Source organism: Rudanella paleaurantiibacter, assembly GCF_009184635.1.
Lineage (GTDB): Bacteria > Bacteroidota > Bacteroidia > Cytophagales > Spirosomataceae > Rudanella > Rudanella paleaurantiibacter.
This window is the reverse complement of sequence record NZ_WELI01000007.1, coordinates 115847-136467: the sequence shown is the minus strand read 5'-3', so window position 1 is coordinate 136467 and position 20621 is coordinate 115847. Positions and strand designations below refer to the sequence as shown.

Genomic DNA, 20621 nt, shown 5'->3' with positions numbered 1-20621 from the left:
CGGCTACTGTCCGGCATTCAGGCTTTTCATCACCGAGAGCAATGTCTGGCATTTCATCTCGGTTTCTTTCCACTCTTTTTGCGGGTCAGAGTCTTCAGTCAGGCCGGCTCCGGCAAACAAAGTCGCTTGTTTACCCTCCACCTTCATGCACCGAATATGCACAAACAGATTGCTTTCGGTGCCTTCGGTGACGCCATCGGGTGTCATGTTGACCGGCCCCAGAAAACCGCTGTAAAACTCGCGGTCGTAGCCCTCATGTTCATTGATGAAGTTGAACGCATCGGTTCGGGGCATTCCGCACACGGCCGAGGTCGGGTGCAGCAGCCGAATCATCACGGTGCCCAGTTGCCCATAGCGTACGGCTTGCGTATCCACGGTAAAATGACTGCCCAGGTGCATCAGATTCCCCGCCAGAATGGTCTTGGGGCCTTCTTCGAGATATTCTCGTAAACGGATTTTCTTGAAGCACTCGATGATGTAGCGACTCACCAGGGCCTGCTCCTCAATCTCTTTCTGCGCCCATAAGGCCTCCGAAGTCCGCTTGAGCCGCCCCCCGGCATCGTAAGCCGACTGGGTGCCGGCCAGCGAAATGGTGCGGAATATGCCGGCCGCATCGACGCTCACCAGCCGCTCAGGACTGGCACTGATCCAGACCTGCCGTCGGTCGGGGAGCCACACAGCCGCCACAAACGCGGTTGGGTACGCTACGCAAAGTTGATCGAACAAGGCCACGGCATCGGGCTCTTCGTCGAACCAGACCGATTTAGTACGCGAGAGCACCACTTTCCGAAAAGCCCCCTGCTGCATAGCCGCAACGGCCTCCTCGACACTCTGCTCGAAACGGTGCTGGGCTACGCTGTTGATTTGATCGGCAGCCGGGTCATCGACCATTTGGGCCACAGGGCGGTTGGCCGGCCGGTAGGCTTGCACCTGCCCGATGAGTTCTTCGGCCCGGCGCGAGGTCACGGGGCTGGCAAGTTCCCAGCCCTGGCCTGCCTGCTTTACGTGCAGGTCAGCGCGTAAGAACGGAGCCTCAAAGGGTTGGCCCGTGCCGTAATCAAAATTGTTGAACGGGCTCATCACGAACCCGGCGGGTAGCTCTTCCAAATCGACCGGCACCACGGCGGGTGTATGGTCGAGGTGAACGATCAGGTGTTTTTCGGTCTGATTGGGCAGCCGCCAGAGGGCAGCCGGATAACCAGCCTGCCGGGCTACCTCCCACCAGGCTGTCGCGGTGGGCTGCGCGAAGTCTGGCCGAATATGGATTGCCTCTACTTGCATAATCAACGGACCGACGACCAACAGAGTCAGTCGGTTAAACGGGTAACAGTTTGTACAACGAAAAAGTCACGGCAGCACTAAAATCAATCCGTTGGGTGCAGTTCTATCCCGATTCGGTACAAATAATCGACGCTGGAGACGCAAATCAATGAAAAAGATACCATCTGTCAGAAAAGACCATCAGTCATCTACGGCATCACATATATTGATTCGACTTATACCACAAGCCATTCACTCTTAAGACATTATCTGTATGCGTTTTATCATCTACTTCGTCCGGATTCGTAATACCTGCCGACTGATCGTGCATCCGTACCCTTGATCGGGCGGATTCTTATTCCCGGTTGCTTCTGCTTTTCTCTTTCCCTAAACCAATACCTCTATGGCTATCGATTGCTCAGCCGACCCCATTGGATCGCTCAAACAGATGTTCGTCAACAAAACAATGGGCCCTCGGATTCTGGCGGGTCAGCAACCCGTTCGGCGGGCGGTTTTTTTGCGCCCACACGGCGTTGCATACGGCACATTTACGGTTAACCCCGACCTGCCCGATACGCTCAAAATTGGGGTGTTTAGTTACCCCTCGTTTGCGTGCTGGGTTCGGTTTTCGTCGGACACCCTACCCCTGCTTCCCGACCAGGGTACCACGCTGGGCCTCTCGATCAAGCTATTTGATGTGCCCGGCCGCAAGCTGCTCCCCGGCGAAGAAGATGCCACCACGCACGATTTCACCCTTCAGTTCATCGACCGGTTTTTTGTACCAAACGCGACCGAAATGTGTGCCTTCACACAGGCCGGGGTGGTGGGGCATAATTACGATACTTACCTGAACACGCACCCGGTTACGCAGGCGATACTGAACGAAATGGACAAGTCGTTTCCGGATGTACTGGCCACGCCCTACTGGAGTTGCCTGCCGTATGCCTTTGGCGAAGGCGAATACGTGAAATACAAGGTAACCGCTTCGGTCACGGATGCCCCGGACGACGTGCCGACCAACAACCCCAACTACCTGCACGACCGCCTGCGCGACCGGTTGCTGGGCCAGCCCATTACGCTGACGTTTTCGGTGCAGTTCCGGCGTAACCCAGCCACCATGCCCCTCGACGATGCCACCGTGGCCTGGAGCGAACAGGAGTCGCCCCCGATTCCGGTAGCCACCATCACGCTACCCGTGCAGGATATCGACGCCCCCGGTCAGGCGGCTTTCGGCGAAAATCTGGCGTTTAATTCGTGGCACGCCCTACCCGAACATGCACCCGTGGGGAGCCTCAACGAAGTTCGTAAAGTGGTGTATCAGGCCTCGGCCGAACTCCGGCGGTACCTCAATGGCGTACCCGTCGGTGAACCAACGGTCAACCGCCCACCCCAGCCGCCTTCTAACGTGATTCCGCAACCAGCCTCCAACTAAACTCTTTCCTAAACCAACGCGTAACGATGTCTTCTATTGACCAAACGATTGTCCGGGCGGCTATCTATCCCGCCATTGGCGTTGCCCGCGTGGGCAACAGTCCCGATTCGTATTTCATTGGCCCCGAAGTGCTGGCGCCCGCCCAGCGGCCCGCAGCCTTTTACAAAGACCAGCGTGGGGCCCTCAAACGGCAGGCCGCCCGGTTTCGGGTATTTGGCCTCAACGCGCAGGGGCAGGTGGTGCAGGAATTGAACGCGTCTAATGCCTCGATCACCTGGACGGCCCATGTGGCTAATAAAAAAGCGGCCTGGTACGAGTTCGACGTGGCCCTGGATATTCCGCAGGCCAAGCCCGTACCGCTTCGTAACGCCAATTTCCAGGGCACCGACCGGCAACAATTGATTATTGACCCGGGCCCCGTATCAATCACCGGAACCAACGAGAGTGGCCAGCAATATGCCTTTGACAAAGGCCAGTTTTTGGGTGAATCGGTGTATCTGGGCGAGCTTCGCACCGACGAAGAGGGCCATTTGCTGTTTCTGGGTGGCCATGGCGTTTCGAACACGCCTTACCCCGGCAACACGCCCACGACCTTTGCCAATAATAACGGCTGGCACGACGACACCTCCGACGGACCGGTAGATGCCGTGGTGACGTACCAGGGGCAGAGCCTGCCCGTTGAAGGAGCCTGGGTTGTGTGCGGGCCACCAAACTACGCGCCAGACATTATCTCGGTACAGACGATGTACGATGTGGTGGCCGACGCCATCAGCGGGTATTTCAACACCCCCACAACCACACGTCCCTCGTTTCAGCACGATATTCTGCCCATTCTGGATCAATTCAGTCAGAATCAGTGGGTCAATCAGGGCTTTTTTGTGGCCTACGGACACGGCCAGGCTTACGATTTCACCCAGCCCGCCCTACTGCACAAACTATCGACGATCACGACCGATGCCGACGGCAACGTGACCGACGACTACCGTGAGTACCGCCGACAGATTTTCAATTACTTCCGCTCACCCAAATCGACCCAGATTGAGCCGCAGCGGTGGCCCTGGATGTACGGCGACAATATGAACGTGCCAGCCTCGACGCCCAACGCGTATTTTACGCTGACCAAAACCCTGTACGGCTACCTGAACAGTTGGGTCAACGGAAACTTTACGCCCGACTGGGACCCGAATTACCAGCCCCCCCAGTCGCTTCAGGACATTGGCGACCCACAGCAACAGGCGGACACCCTGACCAAATCCGCCCTTTGGTACTGCCTCGGCGGCCCATTCCACCCCGGTTGCGAAATGACCTGGCCCATGCGACAGGTGGGCATGTACAGCGGCCCGTTTCGGGTTCGTCGGCGGCCGGCCAATTACCCCGAACCTGACTACGGCCCGGTGCTCTCACCCGATTTACTGAGCGATGTGTTTACCACGCCACCAGGTATTTTCTGGAACGGCCCCGGCGACCTGACCCGCTGGATGGCCTGCCCCTGGCAAAGTGACACCGCCAGTTGCCGGGCCGGGTATGAGTCGCAGTACGATCCGCTGGTGCCGACGTTCTGGCCCGCCCGCGTGCCCAATACCGTTCTGAAACAAGCTGATTACGAAGTGGTCATGGATACAGGCCGTGACCGGTCGGAACGGCTCGATGCGTTTAATCGCCGGGCCAGCTGGTACCGGATTCTCGGGCCCGGCTACCTCGATGCACTGGTCAATATGGTGGATAAGTTCGGGGATCTGGGCGTGATTGGTCATCAGCCCGGTCTGCCCGACGATCCTGATTTCCCACCCACAATGTACGTAGAGTCGCCCCCGTTTGCACCGGGCGAAGCGCCCGAATCGGGATTACTTATGGCCGATCGTGTAACTACACTTCGGCAGAATCTGGCCGACGAAGCCACCCAAATCCCCGACGACCAGGGCTTGTACGTGGGTCGGGTAGGTCGGGCCGCCCGGCAGCGATAGCGATGATGTACAACGTACTGATTGTGGGAGGTGGCCCCGCCGGAGCCGCGTCGGCGAACCTGCTAAGTCGGGCGGGCCTGTCGGTTGGGCTGGTTTACGAGCCGGGCCAACATCGATTTGCCGGAGGGGAAAGCCTGGCCCCTTCGGCAAAACCCATGCTGATTGAACTCGGGGCGTGGTCGGCTTTCCAGGCCGACGCGCACCGGGTTTGTTATGGCAACACATCGGCCTGGGGCAGCAGCCACCTGGCCGACCGGTCGTTTATTCACTCGCCCTTCGGCAATGGCTGGCATCTCGACCGGCCCCGGTTCGACGACAGCTTGAGGCAGGTGGCCCGGCTGGCTGGTGCCACCTTGTTGCCGACACGGATTATGAAAGTCGCCCGGCACGAGACGGGTTGGCTCGTTTCGACTGACGACCCGACCCAAAGCTCTTTGACTGCGCGCTTTCTCATCGACGCCAGTGGACGCCGGGCTACGGTAGCCCGTACGCTTGGGGTGCCGATTGAGCACCACGACCGGCAGGTTGCATTCATGGGTTGGTTTTCGGCCGGGAGCGGAGCCGCACCCGACGAAGACAGCACAACCCTGATTGAGTCGGTAGCCGACGGGTGGTTTCATACCGCCTTGTTGCCCACCGGCAAACGCGTGGTTTCATTTTTCACCGATGGCCACCTCCCGGCCAGTAAGTTGGCCAGAACACGGGCCGGATTTAGTGCGCTCATTCAGCAGACTACTCACGTTGCCGAATGTCTGTATCGCTCCGGGTATCAACTTCAGGGGCCGCCCGTAGCGGCCGATGCCCGGAGCGGTCGACTTACGGATGCCACCGGACCGGGTTGGCTGGCCGTGGGCGATGCCGCCGTCCGATTCGACCCGTTGTCGGCACAGGGGGTTTTGAGCGCCCTCTACACGGGTATTCTGGGAGCCAAAGCCATACTAAACGAGCAGGCTGGTAGCCCCGACGCCTTTCCCTCATACAGTGGCGCGCTCGACCGGCTGTACGATGCCTTTCGGACCAACCAATCCGTGTATTACCGACAGGAACAGCGTTGGCCATCGGCTCCGTTCTGGCAGGCTCGGCTCGGAGCTGGTTTTGCTGCGATCAACTACCCACAATCATGACCGTAAGGCGGCTCACGCAAACAGAGCGTCCCTGTTCATCGCGAATACGGATGTCCCAGATGTGCGTGGTGCGCCCCAGGTGAATAGGCGTGCACCGACCGTACACCCATCCATCGCGCACGGCCCGCAGGTGATTGGCGTTGATCTCAAGCCCGACTGCCCGTTGTTTGGCCGGGTCATCGAGCAGCATAAACGAGGCAGTACTCCCGAGCGACTCGGCCAGTACCACCGAGGCCCCGCCGTGCAGAATCCCGAACGGCTGATGCGTGCGGCCATCCACCGGCATCCGGGCTTCGAGGTAGCCCTCACCAGCCTCCGTAAACTCAATACCAAGGTGTTTGACAATAGAATCGGTATGGGCAAACTGCAACGAACTCAGATCAAATCCAGCTTTCATATTGCGATTGGTTTTATGTAATTTTGCACCCTTATTGACCATTAAGTGTATGGTTTTGGGCATCAAATCTCTCTTTTTCATTACGAGAACGATGGTCCCCAGAACCACACGCTATAAACTACTGACGGGCGCTTGGGACATAAAAGTATTTATATAATTCGGCACGGCGAAACAGACTACAACCGCCGGGGTGTGGTGCAGGGTAGTGGGGTCGACGCCGATTTGAATGATATGGGCCGCGCACAGGCACAAGCCTTTTTCGCGGCTTACCAGCACGTTCCGTTCAGCAAAGTGTACATATCGGCCCTGAAACGGACCCTTCAGACCACCCAGCCGTTTATTGATCTCGGTATTCCGTACGAACGCCATACGGGTCTCAACGAAATCAGCTGGGGCATTATGGAGGGCAAAGTGCCGGGCAATGTCGACGATGAATACTATCGTGACCTGACCGAAAGCTGGGCCTCGGGCAACACAGCCCGCTCAACCGAAGGGGGCGAAAGCCCTGAGCAGGTTCGGGATCGACAAAAACCGGTGATCGACCTGATTCTGTCTCGGCAGGACGAAAATCCGGTGCTGGTTGCCATGCACGGACGAGCTATGCGGATTCTGCTCTCCTGGCTCATGAACGAGCCCCTATCGCAAATGGACAATTACGAGCACAGCAACCTCTGCCTGTACAAACTGGATTACGACTACGAAACCGGGCAGTTTACCATCGAACTGGCCAATAACACTGCCCACCTTATTTCATTGGTGATGGCATAGAAAAGGGGGAATGGATAATGTGTAATGCATAATGTGTAATGGCTTCAGGGCCTTTTTCCTTTCCTCCTTCCTCCTTTTTTCTTTTCCCCTTCCTCCTTTCATCCCCCTCCTCCCTTCCTCCCTTTTCTCCTTTCTTCCCCGTTTCCTCCCTTTCGTCCTTTTCTGCCGGGGTTTTTGCGTAGATGTCCTATCTTCGCTTATTGACCCTTAAAGGGACACACCCGAAAAAGGGACAAACTGAGATGGGTTATCCGAAACATAAAATATATTGGTTTTGCCAGATATTTGGCTGGACACTCGTCATTATGATCGAGTGGCTGGCCTTTTGGCTGGATGATGGCTACAACCCAGATACAATCTATCTGGCATTAGCTAACATCGTATTGGGTATTTCGCTGACACACGCCTACCGGCATGTGATCCGACGCTGGAACTGGGTTCGATTACCGTTTTTCCGGCTGGCCCCCCGCGTGCTGCTGTCCGTGCTGGTGCTGGCGAGTATCATGACGTTCGTGAACCTGCCGTTCGACCGCACGCTCTACCCCGAACTCTTTATTAATGAGCCGGTTGTTTTGTTTGGCTATCTCATGAGCTGGGGCAAAACCATGTTTGCCTGGGTGCTGAGTTATACGGCTTATCATTACGTAGAACGCACCCGCGATGCCGAGATCGAAAAACTGCTGCTGAAAACAAGCATTCGCGAAACGGAAGCCAAAGTGTTGCGCTCGCAAATGAACCCGCACTTTATCTTCAACGCCCTCAACAGCATTCGGGCGCTGGTCTACGAAGACCCCACAAAGGCACAACAGGGTATCACGCAGTTGTCGAATATTCTGCGTAACTCACTCCTCGCCGACCGGCGTAAAACCGTAGAGCTTCGCGAGGAAATCAAGACGGTGGAGGATTATCTGGCGCTGGAAAAGATTCGGTATGAAGACCGGCTCAACGCCCACATCGATCTCGATACGCGAACGTTGTACTGGCAAGTGCCCCCCATGATGCTTCAGACCCTCGTCGAGAATGCCATTAAACACGGCGTTCAGAAAGCCGTGGGCGGTGGTTTTGTGGAGGTTACCTCCTGGCTCGAAGCCGACGCCAAAGATCACGATCTGCTGCACATCCGGATTCGGAACACGGGCGTGTTGGGCGACAAAGAAGCTTCGGACGGCTTTGGTCTGAAGAATACCGCCCAGCGGCTCGATCTGCTGTACGGCTCGCCCGCCAGTTTTCACATCGTGCAGGAAAAGGAAGATATTGTGTGCGCTGAGATCGTTATTCCCAGCCAGTCGGACACCATTTTCCGCAAGAACGACACCAAAAACATAACCTCCCAGGCCGCCTAAAACCGGTTTTGGACCGTGGATAAATGGCCTGCACAAGGGCCCTGCCGGGCAGTGGGCAACCTGTAAACTTGATTATCTGACAAATACCAACCATGCGAACCCTGATTGTTGATGACGAACGTTTAGCGCGGAACGAGTTGCGCCGACTACTTGAGAACTTCCCCAAAATTGACATTGTGGGTGAAGCGGCCAATGCTGACGAAGCCCTGCCCCTGATCGAGGACCTTCAGCCCGACCTGTTGTTTCTGGACATTCAGATGCCAGGCAAAAATGGCTTCGAGCTACTACAGGCTATCGAAGGCAAGGCCCCCGATGTGGTGTTTACAACGGCCTACGACGAGTACGCGATCAAAGCGTTTGAGTTCAACGCGCTCGACTACCTGCTCAAACCCATTGAGCTGAACCGGCTTACGGAGGCTATTCACCGGGTTGAAGAAGAATTGCAGAGCCACCCAACTGAAGCTCCGCGACCAAGCTCAGAGCCGGGCACAAAAATTCTGGGCGAAAACGATCAGGTGTTTGTGAAAGACGGCGAGAAATGCTGGTTCGTTAAACTGGGCAAAGTGCGGCTGTTTGAGTCGATGGGCAATTATGTTCGGCTCTATTTCGACGACCAAAAACCCCTCGTACTCAAGTCATTGAATGCCCTTGAAGACCGGCTCGATGCCGCTACGTTCTTCCGGGCCAATCGCAAGCACATCATCAACCTGAACTGGATCGAGAAAATCGAACCCTGGTTTAGCGGGGGTTTGCTGGTGACCTTACGCGGAGGTGACAAAATTGAAATCAGCCGCCGACAGGCTATTCGATTCAAGGATTTACTAAGTTTGTAAGAACACTGGCGCGGTCGGTTTGGCCGCGCCAGTGCTTCTGTCCATGCGCATCCCTACTTTCGGTTTCATTTTTGGCCTGCTAACAACCCTTTGGTGCTGTAACCAATCGGACGATCTGTCGACAACCACCCTCAAACCTATCACCTACGAATACACCGGCGAGGGCAGGTGCGACACGGCTAAGAACCGGGGGGTCAAGGTATCGGCTGATTACTTTGAACTGGTTGGTACATCGCCCGCCACCCGAAGTATCAACGACTCCCTACGGGCGATGGTGGCTACGGGCATCATTAACTGGGTCGATAGTGCAGCGTTGGCGCAGACACCAGCCGCCCGTACCGACCTGAGCAAAGGGGCCTCTCTTTTTTGGGAGAGCTACCGACAGATGGGAGAGGAAGGCCGTATGTTTGGCGGCTGCTGGGAGCTCGAAATTCACTGTGACTCGATTTACAGCAGCCCCGAAATTCTGACCGTTCGGCAAGCCACGTTTACGTACTCAGGCGGTGCCCACCCCAATACCCAAACCACACTGCAAAGTTTCGACCGGCGCACCGGCCATGCCCTCAAGCTGACCGAAGTGGTGACCGACACAACAGCCCTGCTCCCACTGGTAGAACGGGCATTTCGGCGGCAGCAGGAAATTCCGGCCAATGGGGACCTCGAAGCCGCTGGCTACTTTCTGCGCGATGGGCAGTTCTTCCTGCCCGGCACGTTTGGTATTGGCCGCGAGGGTCTTATTTTTCTGTACAATCCCTACGAAATTGCGGCTTACGCCGTTGGGCCCATTGAGCTGACGGTGCCGTATGCCCAGCTGAAAGCGATTTTGCGGAAAGAAAAATAGTGTACGCCCATGACGCCCCAACAGCCCAACAACCCTCTGCACGGCAAAACCCTCGAAGCGATTCTGAACGAGCTGGTCGACTATTACGGCTGGGAGGAACTTGGCGACCGCATCCGAATCAACTGCTTCCAGAGCAACCCCAGCGTTAAATCGAGCCTGACGTTTCTGCGTAAAACCCCCTGGGCCCGGCAAAAGGTCGAAGACCTGTACGTTCGGATGCTCCGACGCCGGTAACTGCCCCAACTTCATCAGCCAACTTTGCCTTGGAGACTCGACGCATTGGGGACTCGATTTCCTACCGGGCTTCTACGTAAAACAGAAGGTCGCGCCAGGTGTCTACGTCTGGGTAGCCATTGGTACCGGGCGGAATCTGAACGCGCCGACTAAGATCGGTTGGAAAATGAGCCGACGCGAGTGCCTTGGCATTCGCGGGGTGCGTAAAATCCTGACGTGGATCGGCGGGGACGGGCGGGAACTGACCGTTGCCATCGCGCCGGATAGCGTGACCCGCTGCATACGTTCCTGAGTAGTGATTGGCTAAGGTGAAGCCACAATCGAGCCCAATCTGTTCGAGCATCACCAGAAAGCTATAACGTTTACCCGGCTGTAGCCAGATCGGTTTAGCGTCGGTAAACACAAATCGCAAGTACCGACCTTTCAGATTGGGGTGATTAGGCGGTACGGCTACGTCGGCAGAAGCAAAGCCAAAGGCCACTTTGTCGGGGAAAACAGCACCCGAAAACACGCCCAGCGACCTGTATTCTTCGCCCACCAGATAGTCGTCTCGTTCGGGCGGAATAGGCAAGGCGGGCCGATTATGCGGAAACCCATGAAGCGCGTTCGTTGCGCCTTCGGAGCCATTGGTGTGCCGTGTTGGTTCGCCGGTTACTTCAAACAGTTGCATCGATACCCGTCGGCCATACATGCCCGCCCGTACCACGTTGGTTCCGTATCCGGTCGATACCGTGACGGCGGTCAACTGCCTGGCGACAGAGCCGGTGTACGTGAAGGTTTGCCCCAGATCCCGATCCCGTTTGATATAAGGCACCTCGCGGCCATCGGGCGTAAAATACCCCCACGGCTCGGCTTTGTAGGGCGATGTTCCCGACCATTTATAGATATTCTCCCCATCGAACGCGACGGACGTGTTGCCCCCGGTATCGTAACCATCGTAAAAAGCCACCACGTTGGTCGTGGGTGGTTTTGCTATGATAGATATGTTCAGGGGCGGTATCTGACCGAAGCTAACCGACGACCAACCCAGCAGAAGACCCAAACAGGCTTTTCGGAAGATATATTTAGTATTCATACCTGAATGCAGAATGAAAAATGCACAATGAAAACGATTTATCCATTTGATTATCAGCCTATGTTTATTCATTCTACACTATGCATTATACATTTTATTTCGACTCCGTTCATAGGATTTGCCATACGCCATAAACACTAACACCCAGAATAGACAGCACACTCAGCCAGAGCCACAGGTCGTAGGCCCGCGAGGGCTGTAAACTTGGTGGCAGTTGCCGATACCGAAACTGAAGGGCCGCCCAGACCACCACCAGCAACAGCACCGAGGTGGCGATGCCGCCCAGCAGAATCATCAGCACGGGCAGTTTGATAAACAGATATAACACGCACCACAGGGCCGGAAACGCCCACGACAGCTGCGCTACTGCCCGACTCCGGGCCTGCGGCTTTGTCAAGTTCAGCCAGCCTAATTCGCCAAAGGCATCGGCAAAAATCCGCGACCAACTGGCCGTAGCCGTGAATAGAGTCGAGTACAGGACAAAGAAAGCCCCTACCATAAACGCTACCCGTGCGCCATCGCCGAGGGTAGCTGTAAACAACCTTGACAACGTTTCGACCATAGCGTAGCCTTCGGGCACCTGCCCCTCCTGCGCGTGCAGCAACGAGGCCCCCAAGAGGTAAAACGCAGCCGTTACGGTGGTGTACACGACCATAGAGCAAAGGGCGTCGAAGGTCATGACCCGAATCCAGCCACGAGCCCGCTCAGCCCACTCCGCCGAATCGTCGCGGGGGCCGGTGTACGCTGCGTATCCTTTTTCGATACACCAGTAATTGTAGTACATGATTTCGTCGCCCCCGACGCCCGTGATTCCAAAAGCCGCCAGGGCTACGCCTACCGTTTCGGGCGGTAGCGAAAACGACAATCCACTGGCCAGATCGGCCCCGCTGATGGCGAAATCCGTTTGTTGCAGCAAAAACAACGATAGCAGAATGAGACTGGTGAACAGCAGAATCATCACCAGCGAGCCCGACTCGACCCAGCCGTAGCGTCCGGTGGCAATAAGACCAGCCGCCGACCCCGCCGAAACCACCGCCCACACCCAAACCGGTAGCGCCGGCCAGGCCATGTGGAGCACGAGTGCCACACCCCCAACAATACCGCCCACCTGCAACACCTTGAGCGTTTGCAGACTTAGCCAGAGCCAGATGGTCCAGTTGGCTCGTCCCAGCCGTGGGCCAGGCAACCGGTTCATCGACTGCATGGTGGGCACCCCGGTGTAAATGGCGTTTTTGCCAAATTCGAGTTGTAGGGCCACCTTCACGAAGCAACTCACCAGAATGACCCAGAACGTAATAAAACCGGCTTTCGCCCCCAGCGCCGTAGTGGCAATCAGTTCGCCCGACCCCACAATAGCGGCCGACATGATGAAGCCGGGCCCGAGGTGGCGCAGGCTTTTTAATAACGTAGGAGGAGCCTCGCGCACGCGTTCGGGCGTGAGGGTGTACAGGTCGGATGGCTGATTGGCGATCAAGAGAGTAGGCGTTTACCCGTAAAGCCTAAACTCGCTGTTACATAATCAGATCAGTCCGTTGGAGTTGATAACGCCCGCCTACAGCACAAGGGCAGGCAGCCAGAATACGGCATCGCCGAGCCAGCGGTAACGTTCATGCTTACTGTAGTAGCCCGGATACCGTTGGATCACGTACAGCACCACGCTCATAATGCCCAGCATCAGGGCCGACCGTTGCGCAAACCGCAAGCCGCCCCCTACGCTACCGTTGTCGGCCATGAGGCAGATTCCAAACGCAGCTGCCACCACCCCGAACGTGAGCCAGCGCAGAATTTGATCACAGGCCACCGAGCCCCAGGCCGTAGCGAGTGAGTACGGGCGCGCACCTGTGTAGGGCTCCGTTTGCTCGAATAGGTCGAACAGGAGCAGATTCTGAAACGCAATGGCCGTAAACATGAGTCCTTCGGTCCACTCCACAGCCGAAATAGACGCCCGTTGCGCCCACACGCTCCCCCACACACCCGCCGAGAATAGAATAGCGACCAGCGGCTCTTTGAGCAGGAGGGCCGGATGCCGGGCCGGCAACCGAAACACAGCCAGCACATAGCCGGCACAAATACCGCCGAGTACCAGCCCGAATTTCCAGACCGGCTTGGGCAGAAAAAAAACCAGGATGCCCGCCAGCAGGGCCGCCCCCGCTACCATCTGCCCCAGCCGGGTAGCGTGAGTACGGTGAAAGGTATGCCGGGGCGTTTGCGGGCCACTTGCCTTACGGACATCCAGCAGACGATCGACAGTGTAGATAATCCAGACCACCAATGCCAGCACCACCGACGTAGCCCAATGGATAGGCACTACGTCGGAGAGCCGGGCCGCCATCCGGTTCGACAACACAGCCCCCAGAACCACGAGCAGGCTCAGATAATTAAAGGTATAAAGTGGTCTCAATCGGTTGTAAGTGAATGCACAATGAATAATGCACAACTGAAAACAACTTATCTTGTTGACTATCAGACTTTTTACGCATTCTACACTGTACATTATTCATTAAATAGTACCTCATTCGGAGCGGATACTCCGGCTCGCTACAGTCGGGCCTCCAGATGCTCAATTACTGAGACCAGATCGCCCACCCGCACCACCCCAACCGCACCAGGCTGGAGCACCGCGTTTTGCCCAAACAAAATCTTGTGGTCTAATTGCCGGTACAAAGCCAGCGTTCGGAGGGGTTCGTTGCCTTTCTGCGCGGTTTCGGGATCAATGGTCGTCATGGTGCAGCGCACACAGGGTTTCACCCCAAAAAACGACACATCTCCCACCCGAAAATGCCCCCAGCCGTCCTCATCGTGCGGACCAGCCGCGCCGGATACCACCAGATTAGGGCGAAAACGGCTCATGCTGACCGGCTCGGCCAGCCGTCGGTTCAGCTCGTTCAGCGACTCCGCACTTGCCACCAGATACGGGAACCCATCGGCAAAGCTAACCGCCGGTGGATGACTCTGGTGACGCGGAACCCGATAACCTGAGGAAACGGGCCGGGTAACCGTATCGGGCATATACACCAGTTGACACGCCGTACCGAGCATCTGACTAAACCAGGCGTCGGCCTCGGGGCCTACCAACAGCCCATCAAACGGGGCACTGTCCCAGACCTGCACCGAGAGAGTACCCGCGCCAGCAGCGGGGTGCAGGGGCACGGTAAGTACCGAGCCCGGTTGGTGCCGGTGGCTAATCTGGAGCGTTTCGTCGGGTCCGAAAGCCACGTCCAGCAAGGCCATATTGGGATATTGCCGCTGGGTCATCATCCGGCCAATTGGCATACCGTCGGCCAGTTTCGGCTCTACAAGCATAAACCGGCGGTCGTGCCGGAAACCCCGCTCTTCGACCGTCGCTTCGGTCACCGAAATACCCGCCAGCGATTTCACCGGGTACAGCACCAGTTGAGAAAGTCTCATACACGCCAAGGGTTAAAAACTCATGCGTGGCAACGGGCTCACGTCCTGCCCCACAAAGTCCGACTGGTCAAATTTAAACTTGGCCGCCATGGCAATCATAGCGGCATTATCGGTACAATACTCAAAGGCCGGAATAAACACCCGCCACCCCAATTCCTGGCCGGTTTTTTGCAGAGCCTCCCGCAGCCCACTATTGGCCGATACCCCGCCCGCAATGGCAATATCACGAATGCCGGTTTCGCGGGCGGCCCGTTTGAGCTTGGTCAGCAGCATCTGCACGAGCGTGTACTGAATACTGGCGCAAATGTCGGGCAGGTTTTGGTCGATAAACTGGGGGTTGGTTTTGATCTGATCGCGCAGAAAATACAGGATAGCCGTTTTGATACCACTGAACGAAAAATCGAGACCAGGCATTTCGGCGAGCGGAAACCGAAACGCCAGTGGGTTTCCCTGCCGGGCGTACCGGTCGATGAGCGGCCCACCCGGATACGGCAGGTTGAGCAATTTAGCCGACTTATCGAAGGCTTCGCCCACGGCATCGTCCTGGGTTTGGCCAATCACTTCCATATCGAGCGGAGCCCGCACCCGCACAATCTGGGTATGGCCACCGCTCACGGTGAGGCATAAAAACGGAAACGCCGGGTTGGAGTCGCCGATAAAATGGGCCAATACGTGCGCCTGCATATGGTTTACCTCAATAAGCGGGATGTTAAGCCCGAGGGCGAGCGCCTTGGCAAACGAAGCTCCCACCAGCAACGAGCCCAAAAGACCGGGCCCACGCGTAAAGGCAATGGCATCCAGTGCAGTTTTCGGTATCTTTGCATCGGCAAGTGCGCGCTCTACCACGGGTACAATGTGTTGTTGGTGGGCACGCGAAGCCAGTTCTGGAACAACACCGCCGTATTGTTCGTGGATCAGTTGTGCGGCAATAACATTCGAGCGAATCTGGTTGTCTACCAGAACGGCCGCCGACGTCTCGTCGCAGGAAGATTCGATTGCTAGTAAATTCACCGGACAAAAATACAAGTTACCGTTCAATCGGTTGCGCACCAGCAATGGGCGCTTTCGCGTTTAGAATGTAGTTTTGTGTAGTAGCACCCCTTTTTTAGGCATATCCATTAAACAAAGGAGGGTTAAATCTATCTAAAGTCCATCGGTCGGACACCCAGCTTCCTCAGCGAATGCGTGATTTCTTCGCCATACTTGTCAAATCAATCGGCTACGCCCTGATGGCGGTAGTGGCTTTGGTATTGACCGTGGCGATTGGGTTGCAGATTCCGGCAGTACAAACGAAGGCCGTGCGTCAGTTGGCCGGGTGGGTGTCGGCCAAAATGCAGTTCCCGATTGACATTAAGCACGTTTCGATCAAATGGTTCGACTCGATGGTGCTCGAAGGCGTGACCGTGAAAGACCGGCAACAACGCCCCATGATCGACGTAGAACGGCTCGAAGTGAACTACAACCTGCGCAACCTCATCGACTCGTCGGCCCACAACATTCATCTGGATGAGGTGCTGCTGTACCAGCCCGATGTGCGGCTGGTGAAAAACCCACGCACCGGCGACCTCAACATCGACGAATTTATTGCCCGCATTGGCGAGTTGCTCGCAGCCGACACCACGCAGCCCAAAAAGCCCGACAACAATGTGCCGTTTACCATTGGCCGGGCTACCGTGGCCGATGGGTCGTTTCAGTTTGATGATCCCCGGCAGGCCCGGATGAACGACAAGCGATACTTCGACTACTACCACTTCCGGCTCGAACGCATCAACGGCAACGTTCGCAACTTTCTGGCCCTCGGCGACACCATCGCCCTCAACATCAGCAACCTTAAAACCGTCGACCGCGATTCGCGATTGCGGGTACACAAGCTGAACACGCAGTTTTTGTGGTGCGCCAAAAAGATGGAAATGAACGATTTGTACGCCCGTATCAACGAGTCGACGGTGCGCGAACAAATTGTATTTCTGTACGATAGCCCCTCAGCGTTTGGCGATTTTAACCGGGAGGTAACCATGATCGGGCGGCTCCGCAACAGCCTCGTTACTTCAGCCGATCTGGGGTATTTTTCGGAGTATCTGCGGAACCTGCGCGAAACCTGGGCCCTCACCACCGACTTTGTGGGCACGGTCGACAATTTCAAGCTCCGGCGCACCGATCTCCGCTTCGGGCCCGGCCTTCGGAGCCGGTTGGCGGGCAATATTGGGTTTAAAAATCTGCCCCGCACCGACAACATCATCACCGATTTTGACTTTACGCCTTCGGAGGTGAACATGGCCGATATTCGGCAGTATTACCCCGACAAAGCCTTCAACGACGTGGTGCAGCAACTGGGCACCGTAACGTTCGCGGCTACATTTGCCGGGCTGTTCGACGATTTTAAAACAGCTGGTACCTTCCGTACGGCTCTCGGCAACGTTACGGGCGACCTCAAGCTGAAGCTGGGCGAGCAGTCAGCACAAACCACCTACACCGCCAACCTACGGGGCGAAAATTTTGCACTCGGCAAGCTCATCAACCAGCCCGATCTGATTGGGCAACTCGACGGGCAAGGCCGCATCACGGGCCGGGGTGGCCTCGATCTCACCAAAGCCTCCGTCGACATCGACGGCAAGCTGACCCGGTTCGGCTTTCAGGGCTACGACTACCGCAACGTTACGGTACGCGGCAATCTTCAGAAAGCCTTTTTCCACGGCCAGGTGAGCCTGCGCGACCCCAACCTGAGCTTCGACCTCGACGGCGAGAGTGACCTCGGCAGTCCCCGTAATCATTTCGACATCCGGGGCTCGGTGCAGCACGCCAACCTGCGTGCTCTGGGCTACACCAGCGACACCCTCACGGTCAGCACCGAGCTGGACGTGATTATGGACGGCAACACGATTGATCAGCTCGAAGGGCGGGCAAATTTCCGCAACGCTATGCTGGTACTCAACCGGCGGCCTCTCAACATCGACACCCTACAGGTACTGTCGGCCATTCAGCCCAACGGCCGCCTGCTCACGGTCGATTCGGACTTTCTGACGGCCGAGCTACGGGGCAATTTCCTCCCCAACCAAACTGTTAACGACCTGACCACACTGGCCAAAGAGTACGCCCTGTATTTTACGGGCGACCTCAACACCCGGCAGGCTTACTACTACCGCAAGCTCAACCGGGCCAAAATTGGTAGCTCGGATCGGTACGATATTCAGTACCGATTTGCCACCCGTAACCTGCAACCCCTGCTCGATTTTGCCCTCCCTTCGGTGCGGGTAGCGCAGGGAACCACAGTAGAAGGCCGCTTCTCCGTCGACCGGACAGCCTTGCTCACGGCTAATGTTCAAACTGACTCACTTCGGATTGGCGACATCCGGCTCGGCGCGAGCGAAGTGGACCTGACCACCTCAAAGTTTGTTGATAATCAGGAAGTACTGGCCTCGGTAGTAGCTACGTCGCAAAAGCAAGCTCTGGGTAGCCTTGCCCCGACCGAAAACCTGTTGATCGAAGCCGCCTGGGACGTGGATCATATCGACTTTTCGAGCAGTGTGCAGCAACAAAACAGCACCAACCGGGCCGACCTGAACGGGGAACTCCGGTTTAGCGGCAACGCGCTCGATCTGATGTTTCATAACTCCAACATTCGGGTACTCGACAGCACCTGGACCGTCAGCCCCGATGGTCTGGTACGGAAAGTAGGGCGCAATTACACCCTGACCGACCTAATGCTCTCGCACAGCGATCAGCGCGTGATGGCCTCGGGCCGGGTTGGCACCGATACAGCCGCCGTGTTGCGGATTCAGGCCGATAACTTCCTGCTCGAAACCCTCAACCCGCTCCTTAATACCCGGCTGGCCGGTACCCTCGACGGCACCGCCAAGATCCGCAACGTGTACCAAACCCCGATTGTAGAAAGCAACCTGACTGTAGATCGGCTGCGGTACGACGATTTTCTGATTGGTAATGTTAACGGACTGGGTGTGTACGACCCGAGTGGCCAACGCATCAACATCGACGCCCGGCTCAACCGCGACGGGGTGGACGCGCTCACCTTGCGAGGCAGTTATACACCGGTCAACACCGATGAGGCTTTCGACCTGAAAGCTGTGTTTACCAATGCCGACCTGCGCGTGCTCGAACCATTTACCGAGGGTCTGTTTTCCAACATTGGCGGTACGGCAAGTGGCACCATCGACCTGACCGGGCCAGCCACAGCCCCCATTCTGAAAGGGGCGTTGGATGTGCAGAAGGGTCGCCTGACGATGGATTACCTCAAAGCCGAAGCGACCTTCGACGACCGGGTGTATTTCGGTGATGGTGAGATTATTGCCCGTCGGCTCACCCTGCGCGACCCGCTCGGTAACATCATGAACCTCCGGGGCGGGGTGTACCACGATCAGTTTCGGTATTTTCAGCTGCGGTTCGATGCCGACCTGCGCAATTTCCGGATCATGAACACTGCGGCCAAAGATAACGACCTGTTTTACGGAGCCGCCTTTGCCACCGGGAAAGCGGAACTGTACGGCCCCATCGACAACCTGACTATTCGGGCCGATGTGACCAGCAACAAAGGCACCCGCATCTACATTCCGCTCGATCAGGCTACCTCGGTCTCGTCGGCCGAAGACGATTTCGTTCAGTTTATCGACCGTACGCCCGTCTCGACTACGGCCGTCAGCACCAGCAACGCACTCGCTAACATCGACAAGGCCGAACCGACCCTCGATTTGTCGGGCATCAAAATGGATTTCAACTTCGATATTACGCCCGATGCGTACTGCGAAATCCAGCTTGACCGCCAAACCGGCGACATTATCAAGTCGAACGGGGCAGGCCGAATCAACATGCAGATCGATACGAAAGGAGCGTTTTCCATGACGGGCAACTACGAGATCCAGCAGGGCGAGTACACTTTTACGTTCGAAAATGTGATTAACAAGCGGTTCCAGATTCGGCCCAACAGCCGCATCACCTGGACCGGCGACCCCTACCGGGCGTTGCTCAACGTATCGGCCGCTTACACGCAATACACCTCCCTGCAACCCCTGCTCACTAGCCTGTACAACGGGGCCTCGTCGGGCGCGAGCCGCAACCCCGATAGTAACCGGCGGTACCCCGTCGACCTGATTATTAATCTGGATGGTGAGTTGCAGTCGCCCGCCGTTACGTACGATCTGGAGGTCAAAGAGTATCCGGCTTCGTCGGATTTCCGGCAGGCTGTCACCGCGTTTGAAGCCCGGTTACAGGCCAATGAGCAGGAGCTGACCCGGCAGGTGAGCAGTGTGCTGCTGTTCAGCCAACTGCTGCCCGAAGGTTCCAGCCTGTTCGATCAGGGTAACGTAAACAGTGGCATTGCCAATAGTGTGGGCGAACTACTCTCGAACCAGATCAGCCGCATTGCCTCGAACATCGACAAAAACTTAGACGTAGGGGTGTCATTTGGTGGATTTACGAGCAACACCAACAACGAAAACCTGCTGAACAACCTGCAACTCAGGTTCTCGTACCGATTTCTCAACGACAGGTTCCGCATCAGCCGCGACGGAGGCTTTACGTACGGTCAGAACGGGGCGGGCCAAACGCAAACGAGCGCAGCCAGTTTGCTCGGCGAGTGGACCCTCGAATACTGGGTAACGCCCGATGGTCGGTTCCGGGCCAAGATGTACAACCGCAACCAGCAGAACGTGCTGAGTCAGGCCACAACCAACAGCACCCTGACCACGGGCGGGGGCATTAGCCTGCAATACACCCGCACCTTCAACCGGTTGTTTGGCGGCTCCCGCAAACCCTCCCCGGGCGTATCAGTACCTGATGCCGAGCAGACGCCCAAAGCTGACCCTTCGGGCGAGCCGCTGCCGGGCCTCTCGATGCCAGTAACGCGAAACCCGGTTTCGTCGGGTCGGCGGAGTGTATCGGTTCAGCCGGAGAAGTCAGCGCTGGATCGGTAAAACATTCAGACCGACGGG

Annotated in this window: 16 protein-coding genes; 9 read left to right on the top strand and 7 right to left on the bottom strand. The window is 56.7% G+C overall.

Going from position 1 to position 20621, the window contains the following annotated elements; genetic code table 11:
* Window positions 1-3: 3 nt before the first annotated feature.
* Window positions 4-1281, bottom strand: coding sequence for a chorismate-binding protein (locus F5984_RS17945; protein ID WP_152125604.1), 1278 nt, complete (start codon window positions 1279-1281; stop codon window positions 4-6).
* Between the two features lie 382 nt (window positions 1282-1663).
* Here F5984_RS17945 and F5984_RS17940 point away from each other — a divergent pair, with 382 nt between their 5' ends.
* From F5984_RS17940 to F5984_RS17930, 3 genes are read left to right on the top strand one after another with little or no spacing between them, the layout of a single operon-like run.
* Window positions 1664-2692, top strand: a complete 1029-nt coding sequence (locus tag F5984_RS17940) for a catalase family protein (RefSeq protein WP_152125603.1) — start codon at window positions 1664-1666, stop codon at window positions 2690-2692.
* A gap of 26 nt (window positions 2693-2718) precedes the next feature.
* Window positions 2719-4656, top strand: a complete 1938-nt coding sequence (locus F5984_RS17935) for a LodA/GoxA family CTQ-dependent oxidase (RefSeq protein ID WP_152125602.1) — start codon at window positions 2719-2721, stop codon at window positions 4654-4656.
* A 2-nt stretch (window positions 4657-4658) separates the two neighbouring features.
* Window positions 4659-5780, top strand: a complete 1122-nt coding sequence (locus tag F5984_RS17930) for a tryptophan 7-halogenase (RefSeq protein WP_152125601.1) — start codon at window positions 4659-4661, stop codon at window positions 5778-5780.
* Here F5984_RS17930 and F5984_RS17925 read toward each other — a convergent pair.
* Window positions 5761-6177: a hotdog fold thioesterase gene (locus tag F5984_RS17925; RefSeq protein ID WP_152125600.1), complete on the bottom strand. Its 417-nt coding sequence runs from the start codon at window positions 6175-6177 to the stop codon at window positions 5761-5763. The two genes, F5984_RS17930 and F5984_RS17925, sit on opposite strands and share 20 nt — an antisense overlap.
* A gap of 132 nt (window positions 6178-6309) precedes the next feature.
* On the opposite strand from F5984_RS17925, the gene F5984_RS17920 reads away from it, so the two are divergent.
* The 5 genes from F5984_RS17920 to F5984_RS17900 all read left to right on the top strand — a co-directional run bounded on the left by F5984_RS17920 (window position 6310) and on the right by F5984_RS17900 (window position 10196).
* The gene (locus tag F5984_RS17920) at window positions 6310-6945 is read left to right on the top strand and encodes a histidine phosphatase family protein (RefSeq protein ID WP_152125599.1); all 636 of its coding nucleotides are present in this window, start codon (window positions 6310-6312) and stop codon (window positions 6943-6945) included.
* Window positions 6946-7250: 305 nt separating this feature from the next.
* The gene (locus tag F5984_RS17915; protein ID WP_152125598.1) at window positions 7251-8288 is read left to right on the top strand and encodes a sensor histidine kinase; all 1038 of its coding nucleotides are present in this window, start codon (window positions 7251-7253) and stop codon (window positions 8286-8288) included.
* 92 nt (window positions 8289-8380) lie between these two features.
* Entirely contained in the window at window positions 8381-9121 is a 741-nt protein-coding gene (locus F5984_RS17910) for a LytR/AlgR family response regulator transcription factor (protein WP_019989839.1), read from the top strand.
* Between the two features lie 43 nt (window positions 9122-9164).
* Window positions 9165-9962, top strand: a complete 798-nt coding sequence (locus tag F5984_RS17905) for a DUF3298 and DUF4163 domain-containing protein (protein ID WP_246169110.1) — start codon at window positions 9165-9167, stop codon at window positions 9960-9962.
* A gap of 9 nt (window positions 9963-9971) precedes the next feature.
* Window positions 9972-10196: a VF530 family protein gene (locus F5984_RS17900; RefSeq protein ID WP_152125596.1), complete on the top strand. Its 225-nt coding sequence runs from the start codon at window positions 9972-9974 to the stop codon at window positions 10194-10196.
* Window positions 10197-10257: 61 nt separating this feature from the next.
* On the opposite strand, the gene F5984_RS17895 is transcribed toward F5984_RS17900, so the two are convergent.
* From F5984_RS17895 to tsaD, 5 genes are all read right to left on the bottom strand, one after another.
* Entirely contained in the window at window positions 10258-11271 is a 1014-nt protein-coding gene (locus F5984_RS17895) for a hypothetical protein (RefSeq protein ID WP_246169108.1), read from the bottom strand.
* Between the two features lie 109 nt (window positions 11272-11380).
* A complete protein-coding gene (locus F5984_RS17890; protein WP_185155551.1) occupies window positions 11381-12745 on the bottom strand; it encodes an Nramp family divalent metal transporter in 1365 nt (454 codons plus the stop codon).
* A gap of 78 nt (window positions 12746-12823) precedes the next feature.
* Window positions 12824-13672 (bottom strand): UbiA prenyltransferase family protein, encoded by an 849-nt coding sequence (locus F5984_RS17885; RefSeq protein WP_152125595.1) that lies wholly within the window; start codon window positions 13670-13672, stop codon window positions 12824-12826.
* A 137-nt stretch (window positions 13673-13809) separates the two neighbouring features.
* The gene (locus tag F5984_RS17880; protein WP_152125593.1) at window positions 13810-14679 is read right to left on the bottom strand and encodes an MOSC domain-containing protein; all 870 of its coding nucleotides are present in this window, start codon (window positions 14677-14679) and stop codon (window positions 13810-13812) included.
* 12 nt (window positions 14680-14691) lie between these two features.
* Window positions 14692-15690 (bottom strand): tRNA (adenosine(37)-N6)-threonylcarbamoyltransferase complex transferase subunit TsaD, encoded by a 999-nt coding sequence (gene tsaD / locus F5984_RS17875; RefSeq protein ID WP_152125592.1) that lies wholly within the window; start codon window positions 15688-15690, stop codon window positions 14692-14694.
* Window positions 15691-15860: 170 nt separating this feature from the next.
* On the opposite strand from tsaD, the gene F5984_RS17870 reads away from it, so the two are divergent.
* Window positions 15861-20603, top strand: coding sequence for a translocation/assembly module TamB domain-containing protein (locus F5984_RS17870; protein ID WP_152125591.1), 4743 nt, complete (start codon window positions 15861-15863; stop codon window positions 20601-20603).
* The last annotated feature ends 18 nt before the right edge of the window (window positions 20604-20621 follow it).